Source organism: Pseudomonas sp. S11P7, assembly GCF_023195435.1.
In the GTDB taxonomy this organism is placed as follows: domain Bacteria; phylum Pseudomonadota; class Gammaproteobacteria; order Pseudomonadales; family Pseudomonadaceae; genus Aquipseudomonas; species Aquipseudomonas fluorescens_G.
On record NZ_JALPKS020000002.1, the window covers coordinates 1,490,734 to 1,507,322 of the forward strand.

Genomic DNA, 16,589 nt, shown 5'->3' on the forward strand with positions numbered 1-16,589 from the left:
AAGTTCCGATAATACGCCAGTCGTCAATTCTTAAACTCTTCGCCGTTAACTGAGGAGTTTCCAAGAATGGTTCATCGAAGTCTGCTGCTCTTGATGATCGCGCTGGCGTTCCCGCAAATAGCCCAAAGCTTGTATAGCCCTGCGTTGGGCGATATCGGGCGTCAGTTCAACGTCGGTGCGCAAGCCGCGTCGCAATTCATGTCCGTGTATTTCCTCGCCTTTGCTGCCGGAGTCGTGGTGTGGGGGCGCCTGTGTGACCGTATCGGTCGACGGCCGACGATGCTCGCCGGGCTGGCGATGTATGTCGTGGCGACGTTCTCAGGTCTTTGGGTCAGCAGCTTCAGCGCTTTGCTGCTCGCACAGATGGCGGCGGCGTTCGGCGCGGCGGTGGGCTCGGTGGTCACGCAAACGGTATTGCGCGACCGCTTCAACGGCGCCGAATTGGCCAAGGTATTTTCCTTGATGGGCATCGCGCTGGCGGCCAGCCCGGCGATTGGCTTGTTCAGCGGCGCCAGCCTGGTTCAGGCGTTGGGTTATCGCGGTGCACTGAGCGCGTTGCTGTTGCTGGCAATGCTGCTGTGGCTGTGGTGTTGGTGCGCACTGGCGGAAACCCGTCCAGCACCAAGCGTTCCGGTTGGTCTGCTCGAAACCCTCACACGCATGCTGCGCGACTTTGCTATATGGCGTTCTGCATTGTTGATCGCGTCTTTCAACATCGCGCTGTTCAGTTATTACAGCCTGGCGCCGTTCATGTTTGAGCGACTGGGAACAGACCCTGTCTGGTTTGGCTACAGCGGTGTGCTGCTCGCGTTGGGTTCGGGGTCGGGGGCGTGGTTAAACAAATTTCTGCTAAGCAACGGGTTCAAGCCGTCGCAACTGATCCGCCTCGCCAGTGGCACTGCGTTACTCGGTGGCATGGGCGTGTGGTTGCTGCACAACCATGTCGCGTTTGTATTGCCGATGCTCCTGGTGGTCTTGGCGTTCGGCATGGCGATCCCGAACATTCTCGGCTCTGCGTTGACTGAATATGCAGATCGGTTAGGCACGGCTGGAGCACTACTGGGCTTGATGTACTACGTGCTGATTGGCTTGGGCCTGATCCTGGCAGGCTGGTTCCAGGCGCTTGGCGCAACCCTGCTGATGTGCGCCGCCCTTGCGTGGCTGTTGGCGATCCGCCCGTAAGGTTGTAGAAAGCGATACGAGACACGAGATCGGTCATCGAGCTGTTGCCAATAGACAGGCCCTGTACGCCAACGCATGCAGGGCCTTGTCGTTCACACGACCGGTGCGGGCGCCCACTTGTCGGCTCACAGGGCTTCGAGAATCTCTGGCGGCTTGAGCGGTGTCGCCTGATACACCAGCAATTGCCATTGCTCATCGGTCTTTTGCCACGCGGTAAGCGTGCGATTGTGCAGATGTTTTCGCACTCCTGCGGAGGTGACGGTGGTGGTCATTTCCCCCAAGGCAATGGCGAGGTCGCCGACCCGGGTCACTTTGTCGATTCGATGGTCGAGGGTGTGATAGATGAACTCGCGGGCACGGCATTTTTCCAGGTAGCTTTTGAGCGTGTCGACAGCGCCGCTGGAGTGAATGTAGGTCAGGTCCGGATGGAACAAATGACTGAAGATGTCCAGGTGGCCGCCCAGCATGGCGGCGCTGCGTTGCGCCTCACACGTGCGAATGACCAGGTCAGATTGATCGTTATGCGTCATCAGCCGCTCCCCGCGCCGCTGTGACGATGATTTCGATCAGCAGCCTGCCGCCGAGGTCGACACCGAAACAGGCCCGCTGGGGCCAGTGATGAGGGTTGTCGCCGATCCACTGTGCCCAGATTTCATCAACAATGGGTTTGCTGTTCATGTCCGCCAGCAGCACTTGCGCGGACAGCATGCGTGAGGCATGCGAACCCAGGCTTTCAAGGCTGCTGCTCAGTGCCGCAAGGGCTTTGCGAGTCTGGCCGGCTATGTCCAGCGAGGTGTCCGGGCTGGTGGCAACGGTGTAAACGATATCGGCGTAGGCGCAGGAGCGGCTACGTCCTGCGTGGCCGCTTGGGACGCGTTCGATTGTTTGCATAGGGAGACTTCATCCTGATTGAAATTGGGCAGAAGCCGGCATCGACCAGCTTCAGTCATCCATGATTAAACCGGCTGAGTGGCCTCTTCAGCAGCCATGGCCGCCTGCACGCTTGGACGTGCTTCGATACGCTCCATGAACGAGGCCAGTTCTGGCCAGTTCTTGATATCGATGTTGAAGAACGGCAGCCATTTCAGGACGGTGAACAGATACGCGTCGGCCAGGCCGAATGTGTTCAGCAGATAATCTTTTTGCACCAGGTTCTTGTTCAGGTAATCCAGACGCTTGAACAGTTTCTGGCGGAAAATTTCCTTTACCGGCTCCGGGAGGTCGGCATTGAACAGCGGTGCGCTGCCACCATGGATCTCCGATGTGATGAAGTTGAGCAACTCCTGCAGACGCGTACGCTCCCAGGTGCCGTTGGCCGGCGCCAGTGAATTACCCGGTACCTGATCGGCCAGGTACTGCACGATGGCCGGTCCTTCGGTCAGAATCTCGCCGTTGTCCAGCGCCAGTGCCGCGACATAACCCTTGGGGTTGATGTCGCGAAAATCACGGCCGTCTGCCGTGGCTTTGGTCTTGTTGTTGACCCGGATCAGCTCGAAAGGCAGGCCCAGCTCCCGCAGGACAATGTGTGGCGACAGGGAGCAGGTCATGGGCGCAAAGTAGAGTTTCATGTGTATCTCCTTCCAGGTGGGCACTGTGTGCCCGAGCGTAAGGCCGCTTCATCGGCGAAACGGCTGTGAACCTTGTTCCAGACATATTGGTGTCATGATGCCGAGGGGTAAAATTACGATTTTATGCGCCCATCATTAGGAGCCCTTATGTCGGCTCAGGCGACTTTCGCTTCGGTACTGCGAACCGTCATCGGAATCTCACTGCTCAAGGTCGATTTGCGGATTTCATTGAGAAATGCCTGAGCGGAGGGCGTGCGCTCGCCGGTCGGCGAGCACACCAGCCCGAACTCCCGGTAAATGGGCTTGCTCAATTCAAAAACCCGCATGCCTCGGCGGTCCACGGGCAGTGTGGAGGCCGGGACGATGGAAATGCCCATGCCTTCGCTGATCAGCGCAAATGCAGTGGTCCAGTCGCGCACGGTGATCTTGATGTCTGCAAGCGTGAGGCCCTCGCGCTCGACGAGCGATTGACCGTTCAGGTGGCAGCCACCGGTTGCCAGGATGAACGGCTCTTGCACCAGATCTTCAAGCGCCACAGTGCTGGCTGACGATCTTCGTGCCAGGTCATGGGTTGCAGGCACCGCCGCCACCCACGAATCGCGTCCCAGCAACAGCGCACCACGGGACGGGCAGGGGTTCATCACGACGCCAAGATCGATGCTGCTGTTGGCCAGCCATTGTTCGACTTCCTCATCAGTGCCTTCGAGCGAGACGATTTCGATGCCTGGGTGCAGTCGACTGAAGCTTTGCAGCAGCGGCGGCAGGAGGCTGGCGAACACCGAAGGAAAACTGGCGAGCTTGATGCGTCCTAAATGGCACCCGCGCGATGCGTCCACCAGGTTCTGGATCGATTCGAATTCACTGAGCATGCGACGGGCTCGATCAATGATCTGTTGGCCGATGGCTGTTGCGGTGGTCTGACGGCGATCCCGGACGAACACTTTGACTCCCAGCGCTTCCTCCATTTGCGTCAGGGCCTGGCTGGCGCCGGACTGGGTAATGCCGTAGCGCTCGGCGGCGCGCGAAACGTTTTCGGCGTCGGCCACTGCGACCAGTAGTCGCCAATGCATGAGGTTCATCATCTCAGTAGTTCCTCTTATGTTCAGGTAGTCGATATTTAATTTTACGAAGCCTGCGCATCGCCTCAGGATCGCTTTTGAATACACAGTGAGGTGTTGGAAAGTGAGCAAAACCCTGTCAATGGAAGTCATGGCGAAGCCCGTTTGGGCGGCGCCCGTTTTGCTCGGCGTGGCGTTGAGTTCGTTCATGGTCGCTCTGGACGTCACTGCACTGAATGTCGCGTTGCCCAGCATGGGTCGCGATCTGGCAACGACAATGGATCGCCTGCAATGGATCGCCGGTGCCTACACGCTGGTGTTTGCCAGCCTGCTGTTGTCGGCCGGTGCGCTGAGCGATCGTCTCGGCGCCAGACGCGTGTTCTTGTTTGCCTTGATAGTGTTTACCGGTGCATCGGTCGCCTGCGGATCAGCCCAAGGCGTCATTGGGCTGATTACCGCGCGGGCCGTCCAGGGTATCGGTGCGGCGTTAATGCTGCCCAGCTCCATGGCGCTGCTGGTCAAGGCCTATCCCGAGGCCAGGGCGCGAGCCCGGGCCGTCGCTCTGTGGGGCGGGATCTCGGCCCTCGCTCTGGTGAGCGGGCCGTTGCTGGGCGGGGTGTTGGTGGAGTGGGTCGACTGGCGCTCGATTTTTTATCTCAACGTGCCGTTCTGTCTGATCGCTCTTTTGTGCTGCGCCTCACGCGGCAGTGACATTGCCGTTCAACCCCGTTCAATCGACTGGGCGGGGCAGGCACTGTCGACCGTGGCGCTGGTGTCGCTGATTTTCGCGTTGATCGAAGGACCCGTGTGGGGCTGGGGACATGCCTGGGTCATCGCGACGTTGCTGCTGGCGCTGACGGGGGCGATGGCATTTATCCATTCGCAACGGGCGCAGCGCGAGCCGATGTTGCCGCTGAATCTGTTTGAATCCAGAACCTTCTCTGCGGCGATTGGTGCCGGGTTTCTGCAAACACTGGCGTACTACGGCAGCTTGTTCGTTTTGCCATTTGTGTTGCAGGGGCAGGGCCGGACGCCGATGGACATCGGCGTTGCAATGATTCCGATGACCATCGCGACGGGGGTGATGGCCAGTCTTTCGGGGCGCCTGGCAAATGTGTGCGGAGCCCGCTCGGTGGGCGCCGCTGGCATGTTGTGCGGCGCGCTCGGCGCGGCATTGCTCGCCTTGTTCGGCACCGATCCTGGCAGCCTGGTAGTCGGTGGCGTGTTGATCGGCCTCGGCGGGGCGACGTTGCCGGTGATCGTCGGCGCTTGTCTGGCCAGCGTGCCCAGTGGCAAGGTCGGTGTGGGCTCCGGTGTACTGAATGCTGCACGCCAGTGTGGCGGGGTGACCGGCATCGCCGTACTCGGCGCCACGCTGCAGGCATCGGGGAGTTCGACCGGCGCCCTGTCGATCATTGCGCTGTCATTTCTGGCGGCGGCGGTGTTGACGGTGATGCGGCTCTACACCGATGAAGTCGATGTGATCAGTGAATGCTGACCGGCGCGCTGTAGCGTGCCGGTAAGTGAATCGATGAAACACGTTTGCCCGCTGCTCCAAGGCCAGCGGCGGGCAAACGCTTCGATGTTGCGTTGTTGCGGATTGTTAAAGAGCGATTCGGCAACCGCGCTGGCGCGGTTGCCGAAGAGGCAGCCAGTGCGACGTTCAACTCCAGCGGCGTACCGTCCCGGTTTCCAGGCCCAGCAAATCGAGCATGCGCCCCACGGTATGGTCGACCATCTCCTGAATCGATTGCGGTCGCGCATAAAACGCCGGGACCGGCGGCATGACGATGCCGCCCATTTCACAGACCTGAGTCATGCTGCGCAGATGGCCCAGGTGCAACGGCGTTTCCCGCACCATCAGTATCAACGGCCGGCGCTCCTTGAGTGTCACGTCGGCGGCGCGGCTGAGCAGGCTGCCGGTGATGCCGCTGGAGATTTCCGAAAGGCTTTTGATCGAGCACGGCGTAACGACCATCCCCAGCGTCTTGAACGAGCCACTGGAAATCGATGCGCCAATGTCGGCCGGATCATGCACGACGCTGGCGAGCGCTTTGACGTCCGCCACTTTCATATCGAGCTCGTGGGCGAGGGTGACCTGCGCTGACCGGGTCATGACCAGGTGGGTGGCAATGCCCAGTTCGCGCAGCAGCATCAGCGTACGCACTCCGTAAATCACGCCACTGGCGCCGCTGATGCCAACAACGATGCGCCGCTCAGGACTGCTCATGGCAATCCACCGCGTTATCGAATGCGCTGATCAGCGGGGCTTCGCCCGGCAGGCCCAGTTCTGCCCAGCGTGCACTAACCTGCGAATAGACGGCGGGGCGCAACAGTGTGCGAGTCGGGAAATGGCGAATGTTGCGGTAATCCTTGCAGGCGTTGATCAGCGCCTTGGAGCCGAAGAAACGTTTTTCCGGTGGATTTTGCGCCGGGTCCAGCGGCGAGCCACGGGTGTTGCGCAAAATATCGATGTCATCGCTGGGGGTTGCGCGCGTGGCCATTGCCCACAGCACCTGATTCATGTCGGTGGGGTCGACGTCCTCATCGACTGCAATGATCCACTTGCTGATGTAGGCGCCACCGGGCACCTGGCTGGCGAGTGCCAGGGCCTGTGCCGCGTGCCCGGCGTATTTCTGTTCGAGACTGATGACGATCATGCCGAACGCACCCGCTGCGGCCGGCGGGCAATACACTCCCTGGATACCTTGAATGCCGAGCTTGTCCAGGTCGCTCCAGATCTTGGCCGAACGGATGGTCGAGAAAAACGCGCTTTGCTCGTTCGACGGAAAATCGGCCATCAACGCGTTGGTGAGAATGGGTCTGGTGCGATAGTGCAGGGCGGTGACTTCGATCAGCGGGCAGTCAATGTCCTTATAGCCGTAGTAACCGGTGAATTCGCCAAAGGGGCCTTCCTCGCGAGTCGAGCCCGGACGGATCAGGCCTTCGATGACAATCTCAGCAGCGGCAGGTATCAACAGATCCGAATGTCTGGCCCGCACCACTTCGATCGGCTTGCCCTTGATGCCACCGGCGAAATCGTATTCGCTGACGCCCGGTGGCAAGGACTGCGAGCCCACCACCATCATCAACGGGTCGACACCCCAGGCGGCGGCGACCGGCAGCGCTTCGCCCTTGGCCCATGCCTGATGAATGTGCCGCAGCGCATCCTTGCCCGGTGCCAGCGACAAGCCGACTTCGCGGGGCCCCTGAATCATCATCCGATAGGTACCGACATTCAGGTATCCCGATGTCGGGTCCCGGGTGAACACAGCATCTGCCGTACCCGCGTAGGCGCCGCCATCTCTGGGCCAATGTTTGGGGATGGGCAGCCGTGTGAGGTCAATGTCATTGCCGGTCAGCGTGTTCTGGTAGATCGGTGCGGCGTCAGCGCTGATTTCCAGCGGGGCAATGCTGTGTCTGAGCTTGTCTTTGGTGCGCCGTATCAGCGCCATGGTCGGGGTATCAGGTGCCTCTTCGAGGGTGATCGCGGTGCGCGCCACGCTTGGACCGAAGATGTTCCACAGGTGGCGCAACCCCAGTGGTGAGTCTTGCTGATCGAACAGCACCGCGGGCGAGTTGCCCTGGCGTGCCAGCAGGTAAGTGATGGCGCTCATTTCTTCAATCGGGTTGACCGCAGGCGAGACGGTCTGCAATTCGCCGATTTTTTCGGCACGTGCCAGCCAGTCGCGCAAGTCGGCAACCGGTTCAATCAATGTGTTCATTCTGGGTCTCCGCAGGGACAGAAAGGGAAAAACGACGGGCGTATGGCCGCGCCCGTCGTTGGCAGATCAACGTTTGTCGATCGAGTACTTTCCAGGCCCCAGCAGGCAAAGAAAGAGGAACCCCCGGCGATGCTCACGTTCTTGAAAAAATGCACGAACAGCGTGTGGTGATCGGCCGGATTGGTGCTGTTCCAGAAGGCGTGGCCGATGATTCCCGTTCCGATGGTGTACACCACGAAGATCGCGGCAATCGGCCGGGTCCAGAAGCCGAACAGCAGCGCCAGGCCACCGAAGAACTCCACGATGGTGGCAACGATGGCCGTGAACTCGGGTATCGGTGCGTTCACCGATTTGAGGTAGCTGACGAAGCTGCCGTGATCAGTGACGTAGGTGAAGCCGAAGTAGCCATAGAGGATCAGAATCATGATCCGTGCGATCAGGATCATGGCGTCGCGTTGGTCATCGAAAAGCTGATAGCGTAAGTACATTCCATTGCTCTCAAATCAGGTTGGGTATGGGATCGTGCTGGCTGACTCGGCGTCAGACAGGTGAAACGCACGCTTGAACACTTGCGGGTTGATGACGTTCTGCGGATTGGGCTCAGCGGCAAAAATGTCGAGCACGTTGCCGGCCGCCAGCGTCGCCATGCGCCTGACCGCTTCGCGTGAAACCCCGGCCAGATGCGGCGAACAGATGACGTTGGCGAGACTCGGCAAACCGCTGCCGTGCGTCGGTGGCTCGGGCAGGAATACATCCAGCGCGGCGCCGGCCAGACGGTTTTCCAGCAGTGCCTGATACAGCGCCTGTTCGTCGACAATGCCGCCACGGGCGGTGTTGATGACGAACGCCTGAGGTTTCATCAAGGCCAGGCGTTCGGCAGACAGCAAGCCAACCGTTTCAGCGGTCTTCGGACAGTGCAGGCTGACGTAGTCGGCGCTCGCCAGGGCGTTCTCCAGTACGGCAACCGGTTGCACGCCGTGCGGCAGTTGCTGTGGGGCAAGATAAGGGTCGTACACCTTGACGCGCATCCCCAGTGCCAGCAGCAAGGTGGCGACACGCGCGCCAATGCGGCCGCAACCAATCAGCAGCGCTTCGCGGCCTTCCAGCTCGCCGGGCAGGTGTTCGTAGCGCTGATGCCAGTTGCCACTGCGCACCAGTTGACTGAGCGCCTCGGTACGTTTGGCCAGTGCCAGCATGAACCCCAACGTATGTTCGGCCACTGCCCGGTGGTTGGCGTTGGCGCATACCATCACTGGAATCGCCGCCTGCGTCATCACCGCAATGTCCACCGCGTCGAAGCCGACGCCAATCCGCGAAACGACCTGTAGCCCCCGGGCTCGCCGCAGCTCCTCGGCGCCGAAGCGAGTCAGTCCGAGGATCACGCCGTGGACGGCATCGAAGCTCTCGAGCAAGGCCCGGAACTGACCCTGCTCGATCGTATTGGCGAACTCCACCACTTCGATATCGTCACGTTCGCGCAGCATCTGCTTGCCTTCGTAGCCCAGAATATGGGCGACCAATACGCGTTTGCGGCTCATGCAACATGCTCCCGTAAAACATCCCGGGCAAAGAACTCGCCGTCATTGACGCCGATGCGGAACATCACCCGCTGAGCATCGCGCGGCAGCTCGGTCGCACAATGCCACACCGAGCGGTTATCCCAGATCAGCAAATCGTGCGGCTCCCACTGGTAGTTGAAGACCCGCTGCGGATTCAGCGCGAAAGCGAACAACTCATCGAGCAACGCCCGACTCTGTTCTTGCGAATAGCCGCTGATGCTCGACGTGTAGCCCGGGTTGATGTACAGGCTTTCACGGCGGGTGCGCGGATGCACGGCAACCGTCGGATGGGTGCTGGCGGGAAAGCTCTGTTCAAGCCGTGTGAAAATTTCCTGAATCGATTCCCCGACGTCGTCATCCCTGACCTTGTACGTCCAGCGCACGTCATGTACGGCCTGACGATCAATGACCTGCTCATACAGAGCCTTGGGTAAATCGTCGTACACCGATTGCATGTCCACGAACAGCGTGTCGCCGCCCGCCTCAGGCAATTGTTGTGCATGCAGCAGCGTCAGCGGCAGTGGTTCGGCCAGATAACTGGAGTCGCTGTGCCACATGTTGCCCAACTTGCGCGCGCCTACTGCACCGCCGCTGTTGCGGTTATTGATGACCAGAATGTTCGGGTACGCCGGGTCGTGGTAGTTCTTGAGCTTGAACTGCTCCAGTTCGCCAAAGCACGCAGCGAACTGCTGGTAGCCCTCTGGGGTCAAGCGCTGGTTTTTCAGCGCCACGACTTTGCGCTCATAGACGAGTTCCTGAATGGCACGAATCTCATTCAGGGACGCTGTGTTGATATCGAAATCCGTCACTGCGGTGACGAAAGTGTCCGCCAGATCCGTTCGCTTCACGTTGAAGTCTCCCTGTCCGACGTCAGTCAAACGGCCAGCGCAGGCTGGACCTGGTCTGCACCGGGGCTCAGCTGTGCATCGCTGCTTTTGAGCATCAGGCTCAGGTCGAGGATGTCGGCCGGGTTGTGTGCCGAGGTGATCGACATGCGCAAGGCCGCCTGGCCGCGCGGTACGGTGGGGAAGAACACGACAGACGTGTAGTGGCCCTGCTGCAACAGGTACTCGCCCTTGGCGATAGCCTGTTCCTCGTTACCGATGCGTACGATGCGGATCGGCAATTCGCTGCCGCTGGTTTCGGTCGGGATCAGGTTGTCGAACAGCTGCATGTTGTTGCGCAGCGCGCGTTGCAGTTTATGCAGTTCCGGTGTGGCATGAATTTGCGCCGACGCCAGTGCAGCACCCACAGCCGCCATGTTGGGCGCGCAGGAGAAACCGTAAGTCGGTGCATAGCGACGGATCGAGTTCTCGATATGTTGCGTACCGAGCATCAACAGACCACCTGCTGCGCCGTAACCCTTGCCCAGCGACGCCGCCACGATGGTGTTTTCGTCCAGACCGTCGAGTTGCGAACGGACGAAACCTTCGCCCTGCTGACCCACCACGGAAATCCCGTGGGCGTCGTCCAGATACACAAACAGACCGTACTTGTCTTGCAGGGCGCGCAGTTCCCGAACCGGCGCGGCGCCGCCCATCGAGTAGGCACCATCGCCGACGTAAGCCACCTTGCGCCCGCTTTTGCACAACCGCTCCAGATGCTCGAGGTCGTTGTGCTCGATGACGATCACCTCGGTCTCTTCGCGCAGGACCGGGATGTGGTACTGCAACGTCACGTGAGCAAAACGATCGAAAGCGATCAGCGGTTTTTCGCCAGCGGTGAACAGCCCGGCCGCCAGCAGGGGCAGGGCCCCCATGTTGGCGGCAGCCACGGTCGGAAAGACCACCACACCATTGACGTCAAACAGTTTGGCGAGGGTCGCCTCCAGACGCACCAACGGCTCCGCGGTCAGCCGTGTACGCGCAACCGAAAAGTGCGTAGACGGGACGTCATCCATCGAGGCCCGGGCCGCTGCGAGAACCTTCGGATGGGCGTCCAGATTGAGGTAGCCGCAGCGGGTGTAGTCGATCACTTCCTTGCCGCTGGTGGCGATTTCGATGCGGCGGTTGTCCAGCACGCGGCAGGAAACGCCCATCAGTCCCTTTGCATACGCAGCATCGAAATGCGGGCGGCTGATTTCAGCCATTCTCGAGGCATTGCGCGCTTTGAGCTGTGGCGTTTTTCCGATTGGGTCGTTATGGGTTTCAACGGTTTTATTCATGGCGATCTCATCCTTTGAGGGGGTGTCCGCAGGCCCGTGTGGCTTGGCGAACGGCGCTAGAATTGACGACCGCTGAAACATTTTGCAAAGGACTTCTTGGGTGCTACCTTATGACAAAATCTCATGAGCATTACGAAGCCTTATGGTCGTCAGGATTCCTTCTCTCAACGGGTTGAAAGCGTTTGAATCGGCTGCGCGCCATATGAGTTTTACCAAGGCTGCCGAAGAGCTGAACGTCACACAAACGGCCATCAGCCATCAGATTCGTCGCCTCGAAGACGAGCTCGGGGTTCGGCTGTTTCTGCGGCTCAAGGACGGTCTGGCGCTGACCACCGAAGGCCACGCGTACTTGCCCGGCATCCGCTCGGCTTTTCATGAGTTACGCTATTCCACGGAGATGTTGCGCGAGTCGACCAACAACAGTGCGCTGACCATCAGCACACTGGTTTCTCTCGCCTCGAAATGGTTGCTGCCGCGCCTGGCTTCGTTTCAGGACGCGTTCCCCAATATCGATGTGCGCGTAACGGCCTCGACCGACCTGGTCGACTTCCGCAAAGGTGGAATAGACGCCGCGATCCGCTACGGTTTCGGCGATTGGAAAGGGCTGCGGGCCGACTGGCTGATGTCGGACGAAATCTTTCCGGTGTGCAGCCCGAAGTTGATCACCGGGCCAAAAGCGTTGAAAAGCCCGATCGATCTGGCCAACCACACCTTGTTGCAGGTCAGCGGCATGACCAGTAACGACTGGAACATGTGGCTGAGCGCCGCCGGACAACCGAAGAAGCTGGCCGAGGGAACACGGCTCACATTTGACCTTGCGATGATGGCGGTTCAGGCAGCCATTGATGGTCTGGGCGTATGCATCGGCCGCTCGACCTATGTCGATGACGATCTGAAAGCCGGCAAGCTGGTGGCGCCGTTCAATCTCAAGCTCAAGTCTGATCTGGGTTTTTATCTGGTGTCGCCTGTGGAAATTGCCAGCTCGAAAAAGGTCGAGGCCTTTCGCACCTGGCTGATCGATCTGGTGCAGAGCGACGAAGCCGGTTTGGTGACAGAAACCGGAGTCGGTGCGGCCTGACAGGGCAGAACGGTAGCGCGCTTGCGTCAGTGTTGTGTGCGGTCAGATAACCCCGATCGAGGAATTCATTGCTTCGCCTTAATACGAAGCATTACTATTCACGCCCTTTCCTCACTGCGCCGTTTCCTACCTCATGCGTCCCCGCAGACCCGGCTTTTTCGAGCATTACGAAGAGTTGATCGGCACCTGGACCCGGCGTCTGCGCAATCGCGCGCAGGCCGAGGACCTGGCGCACGACACCTTTGTGCGCGTGCTCGAGGCCGATTCGGCGGTGGTGCAGCAGCCGCGGGCGTATCTGCATCAGACCGCGCGCAATATTGCGGTTGACGGTTATCGGCGTGAGGACCGGCGTGGCACCCTGGAATCGCAGGCTATCGAGCACAGTGCGTCGTCGTCCGGCGACCCGGAGCATTACATGCATGCGATCCAGTTGGCCGATTCCATCGAGCGGGCGCTGAGCGAGTTGCCGGTCAACTGCCGAAAGATTTTCGTCTGGCAGAAGATCGAGGGCCTGACCCAGGCAGAAATCGCCGAGCGCCTGGGGCTGTCCAAGAACATGGTCGAAAAGTATATGATCCGCACCCTGCGGCATCTGCGCGATCGCCTCGATGGCTTGCAGTCATGAGCGGTGGCGATTTTTCCTCCAGCCCAACAGGATCTTCCATGACGGATACCCGTGATTGCGCGTGCGGGCCGGGCACGGTGCGCGATGATGCTGCGCGCTGGTTCGTGCGTTTGCAGGAGCCGGGCGTCAGTGCCGAAGAACGGCAGCGCTTCGACGCCTGGCTGAGCGAGCACGCGCAGCACCGTGACGAATTCCAGTTGCTGCAGGGCTTGTGGTCGGCGGCCGATTTGCTCCCGGCGCCACGTCTCAAAGCCCTGGCTGAACCCCCGCCAGGCCGACGCGCGCGCCGGTCGTTGCTGCGTTACGCGGTGGCCGCCAGCGTGCTGGCGGTGGCGCTCGGCTTGGGTCTGTTCAGTGGGCTGAATCATCCGGGCGGCTACAGCGCCGAATTCGCCACGGCATTGGGCGAGCGCAAACACGTGGCCTTGCCCGACGGTTCGCTGATCGATCTGAACAGCCGCAGCCGTTTGCAGGTGCGCTATGAACAGGACCGCCGTTTGATTGAACTGCGCGAAGGCGAAGCAATGTTCAGCGTCGAGCACGATGCATCGCGGCCATTTGTCGTGCAAACCGACAGCGGCAAGGTCACGGTGACCGGCACGCGTTTCGATGTGCGCCGCGACCCTGCGCAAACCCGTGTGGCGGTGGAGCAGGGCACGGTCAAGGTGCAGGGGCGGGACGCGCCGAGCGATCAATTCATCAGTCTGACGGCGGGCCTCGGTACGCACGTCGATGCCCACGGCAAAGTCGCCCCCGCCTACGCGGTCAATCCGGCGCAGCTGACCGCGTGGCGCAACGGCAAAATGGTGTTCGACAACGCCAGCCTCAGCGACGTCGCGGCCGAAGTATCGCGTTATCGCCAGCGTCCGTTGACGGTCACCGACCCGGCCGTGGCGAATCTGCGCCTGACCAGTGTGTTCAACGCCGACAACACCGATGCCTTGCTCAAAGCCCTGCCGAACATCCTGCCGGTGGCCGTGCGCAGCCTGGCCGATGGTCGTCAGGAAATAATCGCAAAATAAAATTCAGGTTTTTTCCGAGTTCAGCGTCTTCCTGTTCAACTGCAACTGGTTTGCATTAACAGCCGCACACTCTTGCGATCCACAGGACTCTGTACGACGTGAAAAACACCACCGCCAACAACAAAAAATTTCCTTGGTTACCGCTGGCCCTCGCGCTGGCGGTCAGCGCTGCCATGCCGCAGGCATTCGCCGCTGAAGCCATTCATATTCGCGCGCAGCCGCTGGGCCAGGCCTTGAGTGAACTGGGTCAGCATACTTCGCTGCAAGTGTTTTTCAGCCCGGATCTAGTGGCCGGCAAACAGGCGCCGGCGGTCGACGGTGATCTCTCTCCGGAGCAGGCGCTGCGTCAGTTGCTGCAGGGCAGTGGTCTGGATTACCAGATCAGCGAGGGCTCGGTGACGCTGTCGCCGGCCGCCACCTCTGCTGCGAGCAATGGCCCGCTGGAACTCGGCGTGACCGATATCAAAGTGGTCGGCGACTGGCTCGGCGACGCCAACGCCGCCGTGGTGCAGAACCATCCCGGCGCGCGCACGGTGATCCGCCGCGAAGCCATGGTCGAGCAGGGCGCAATGACTGTCGGTGATGTGCTCAAGCGCGTACCGGGCGTGCAGGTGCAGGACGCCAACGGCACCGGCGGCAGCGATATTTCCCTCAACGTCGGCGTGCGTGGTCTCACGTCGCGCCTGTCGCCGCGCTCCACCGTGTTGATCGATGGCGTGCCGGCGGCGTTTGCGCCGTACGGTCAGCCGCAACTGTCGATGGCGCCGATTTCTTCGGGCAACCTCGACAGCATCGACGTGGTGCGCGGCGCCGGCTCGGTGCGCTACGGGCCACAGAACGTCGGCGGGGTGATCAACTTCGTCACCCGCGCGATCCCGGAGAAAACCACCGGTGAAATCGGCACCACGCTGGAGACTTCGCAGCATGGCGGCTGGAAACACATCGACACGGCGTTCCTTGGCGGCACCGCCGACAATGGCATCGGCATGGCCTTGCTGTATTCCGGGGTCAATGGCCACGGTTACCGCGAGCGCAACAACGGCAACGACATCGATGACGTGATTCTCAAGACCCACTGGGCGCCGACCGAGCAGGACGATTTCAGCCTCAACTTTCACTATTACGACGCCAGCGCCGACATGCCCGGCGGCCTGACCCAGAAGCAGTACGACGATAAGCCGTTCCAGTCCGACCGCGATTACGACAGCTTCAGCGGCCGACGCAAGGACGTGTCGTTCAAGTGGATCCGCCAGATCGACGAGCGCACCCAGGCCGAAGTGCTGACCTACTATTCCGACAGTTACCGTGGTAGCACGATTGCCGCGCGCGATCAGAAAACCCTCAGCTCTTACCCGCGCACCTATTACACCTTCGGCATCGAGCCGCGGGTGTCGCATGTGTTCGATGTCGGCCCGACCACCCAGGAAGTCAGCGTCGGTTATCGCTACCTCAAAGAAGGCATGCACGAGGAAGCCAGTCGTCTGGCGCTGGTGAACAATCAACCGGTGGTCACCCGCACCTCTGACGGTCACGTCTATCAGGACCGTACCGGCGGCACCGAGGCCAATGCGTTCTACGTCGACAACAAGATCGATGTCGGCAACTGGACGATCACCCCCGGCATCCGCTTCGAACACATCAGCACCGAATGGCACGACCGCCCGGTGCTCGACACGTCGAACCGGCCGGTGCAGGAAAAACGCCGCAGCATCGACAGCAACGAACCGCTGCCGGCGTTGAGCGTGATGTATCACCTGTCCGATGCGTGGAAACTGTTCGCCAACTACGAAACCTCGTTCGGTGCCTTGCAGTACTTTCAGCTCGGTCAGGGCGGCTCGGGTGACCAGACCGCCAGCGGTTTGAATCCGGAGAAAGCGAAGACCTACGAGATCGGCACGCGCTACAACGACGACGTCTGGGGCGGTGAGGTGACGTTGTTCTACATCGACTTCGACGACGAGCTGCAATACATCAGCAACGACGTCGGCTGGACCAACCTCGGCGCGACCACGCACCAGGGCATCGAAGCCTCGGTGCATTACGACATGGCCGCACTCGACCCGCGCCTCGATGGCCTGACCGCCAATGCCGGCGTGACTTACACCCGTGCGGTGTACGAGGGCGAGATTCCCGGGTTCAAGGGCCGTGACCTGCCGTTCTACTCACGTCAGGTGGCGACGGTCGGTTTGCGTTACGACATTGATCGCTGGACGTACAACCTCGACGGCTTCGCCCAATCGCAACAACGCTCGCCGGGCACCGGGGTCAACGCTGACGGCAGTTTCAACGGCAACTACATCACCGAAGGCTCGGCGGACGGCCAGTACGGCAACATTCCCGGCTACGTCACCTGGAACGTGCGCGGCGGCTATGACTTCGGCGCGCAACTGTCGAACCTCAAGCTTGGTGCCGGGGTGAAGAACGTTTTCGACAAGCAATACTTCACCCGCTCCAGCGACAACAATGCGGGGATGTATGTGGGTGCGCCGAGGACGTTCTTTGTACAGGCCAGCGTGGGGTTCTGACAGACCGCGTCGGCTTCTTCGCGAGCAGGCTCGCTCCCACAGGTTCACTGAGATTCCGTGGGAGCGAGCCTGCTCGCGAAGCT

The 16,589-nt window shown here is 60.6% G+C and carries 16 protein-coding genes; 6 read left to right on the forward strand and 10 right to left on the reverse strand.

Features of this window, described 5'->3' with window-relative positions:
* The first annotated feature begins 66 nt into the window (after positions 1-66).
* Positions 67-1,182 carry an MFS transporter gene (locus M0746_RS06950; protein WP_258448603.1) on the forward strand — a complete coding sequence of 372 codons (1,116 nt, stop codon included), beginning with the start codon at positions 67-69 and terminating at the stop codon, positions 1,180-1,182.
* 125 nt (positions 1,183-1,307) lie between these two features.
* Here the strand turns inward: M0746_RS06950 and M0746_RS06955 are convergent, their stop codons facing one another.
* From M0746_RS06955 to M0746_RS06970, 4 genes are all read right to left on the reverse strand, one after another.
* Positions 1,308-1,712: a nuclear transport factor 2 family protein gene (locus tag M0746_RS06955; protein ID WP_208940485.1), complete on the reverse strand. Its 405-nt coding sequence runs from the start codon at positions 1,710-1,712 to the stop codon at positions 1,308-1,310.
* On the reverse strand, positions 1,702-2,073 hold the full coding sequence (locus M0746_RS06960) for a Rid family hydrolase (RefSeq protein WP_208940486.1): 372 nt from the start codon (positions 2,071-2,073) through the stop codon (positions 1,702-1,704). The genes M0746_RS06955 and M0746_RS06960 overlap by 11 nt, the downstream gene beginning before the upstream one ends.
* A gap of 65 nt (positions 2,074-2,138) precedes the next feature.
* Positions 2,139-2,750, reverse strand: a complete 612-nt coding sequence (gstA, locus tag M0746_RS06965) for a glutathione transferase GstA (RefSeq protein WP_208940487.1) — start codon at positions 2,748-2,750, stop codon at positions 2,139-2,141.
* A 155-nt stretch (positions 2,751-2,905) separates the two neighbouring features.
* Positions 2,906-4,018, reverse strand: coding sequence for a LysR family transcriptional regulator (locus tag M0746_RS06970; RefSeq protein ID WP_308418084.1), 1,113 nt, complete (start codon positions 4,016-4,018; stop codon positions 2,906-2,908).
* Here M0746_RS06970 and M0746_RS06975 point away from each other — a divergent pair.
* Positions 3,960-5,306, forward strand: a complete 1,347-nt coding sequence (locus M0746_RS06975) for an MFS transporter (protein WP_258448604.1) — start codon at positions 3,960-3,962, stop codon at positions 5,304-5,306. The two genes, M0746_RS06970 and M0746_RS06975, sit on opposite strands and share 59 nt — an antisense overlap.
* Positions 5,307-5,471: 165 nt before the next feature.
* Here M0746_RS06975 and M0746_RS06980 read toward each other — a convergent pair whose 3' ends face one another.
* Genes M0746_RS06980 through M0746_RS07005 form a run of 6 tightly spaced genes read right to left on the reverse strand, consistent with a single transcriptional unit; the run spans position 5,472 to position 11,256 of the window.
* Positions 5,472-6,038 carry a UbiX family flavin prenyltransferase gene (locus M0746_RS06980; RefSeq protein WP_208940489.1) on the reverse strand — a complete coding sequence of 189 codons (567 nt, stop codon included), beginning with the start codon at positions 6,036-6,038 and terminating at the stop codon, positions 5,472-5,474.
* Positions 6,025-7,533, reverse strand: coding sequence for a UbiD family decarboxylase (locus M0746_RS06985; protein WP_258448605.1), 1,509 nt, complete (start codon positions 7,531-7,533; stop codon positions 6,025-6,027). Before M0746_RS06985 ends, M0746_RS06980 begins: the two co-directional genes overlap by 14 nt.
* Complete coding sequence (locus M0746_RS06990; protein ID WP_258448606.1) at positions 7,530-8,021, reverse strand: DoxX family protein; 492 nt, start codon at positions 8,019-8,021, stop codon at positions 7,530-7,532. Before M0746_RS06990 ends, M0746_RS06985 begins: the two co-directional genes overlap by 4 nt.
* A gap of 15 nt (positions 8,022-8,036) precedes the next feature.
* The gene (locus tag M0746_RS06995; RefSeq protein WP_258448607.1) at positions 8,037-9,071 is read right to left on the reverse strand and encodes a hydroxyacid dehydrogenase; all 1,035 of its coding nucleotides are present in this window, start codon (positions 9,069-9,071) and stop codon (positions 8,037-8,039) included.
* A complete protein-coding gene (locus M0746_RS07000; RefSeq protein ID WP_258448608.1) occupies positions 9,068-9,940 on the reverse strand; it encodes a TauD/TfdA dioxygenase family protein in 873 nt (290 codons plus the stop codon). The genes M0746_RS06995 and M0746_RS07000 overlap by 4 nt, the downstream gene beginning before the upstream one ends.
* Before the next feature lie 26 nt (positions 9,941-9,966).
* A complete protein-coding gene (locus tag M0746_RS07005) occupies positions 9,967-11,256 on the reverse strand; it encodes an aminotransferase class I/II-fold pyridoxal phosphate-dependent enzyme (RefSeq protein WP_258448609.1) in 1,290 nt (429 codons plus the stop codon).
* 142 nt (positions 11,257-11,398) lie between these two features.
* Here M0746_RS07005 and M0746_RS07010 point away from each other — a divergent pair, with 142 nt between their 5' ends.
* The 4 genes from M0746_RS07010 to M0746_RS07025 all read left to right on the forward strand — a co-directional run bounded on the left by M0746_RS07010 (position 11,399) and on the right by M0746_RS07025 (position 16,506).
* Positions 11,399-12,334 (forward strand): transcriptional regulator GcvA, encoded by a 936-nt coding sequence (locus M0746_RS07010; protein WP_258448610.1) that lies wholly within the window; start codon positions 11,399-11,401, stop codon positions 12,332-12,334.
* A 133-nt stretch (positions 12,335-12,467) separates the two neighbouring features.
* Positions 12,468-12,959 carry an RNA polymerase sigma factor gene (locus tag M0746_RS07015; RefSeq protein ID WP_258448611.1) on the forward strand — a complete coding sequence of 164 codons (492 nt, stop codon included), beginning with the start codon at positions 12,468-12,470 and terminating at the stop codon, positions 12,957-12,959.
* 38 nt (positions 12,960-12,997) lie between these two features.
* On the forward strand, positions 12,998-13,981 hold the full coding sequence (locus M0746_RS07020) for a FecR family protein (RefSeq protein ID WP_258448612.1): 984 nt from the start codon (positions 12,998-13,000) through the stop codon (positions 13,979-13,981).
* Positions 13,982-14,079: 98 nt separating this feature from the next.
* Positions 14,080-16,506 (forward strand): TonB-dependent siderophore receptor, encoded by a 2,427-nt coding sequence (locus M0746_RS07025; protein WP_258448613.1) that lies wholly within the window; start codon positions 14,080-14,082, stop codon positions 16,504-16,506.
* Positions 16,507-16,589: the final 83 nt, after the last annotated feature.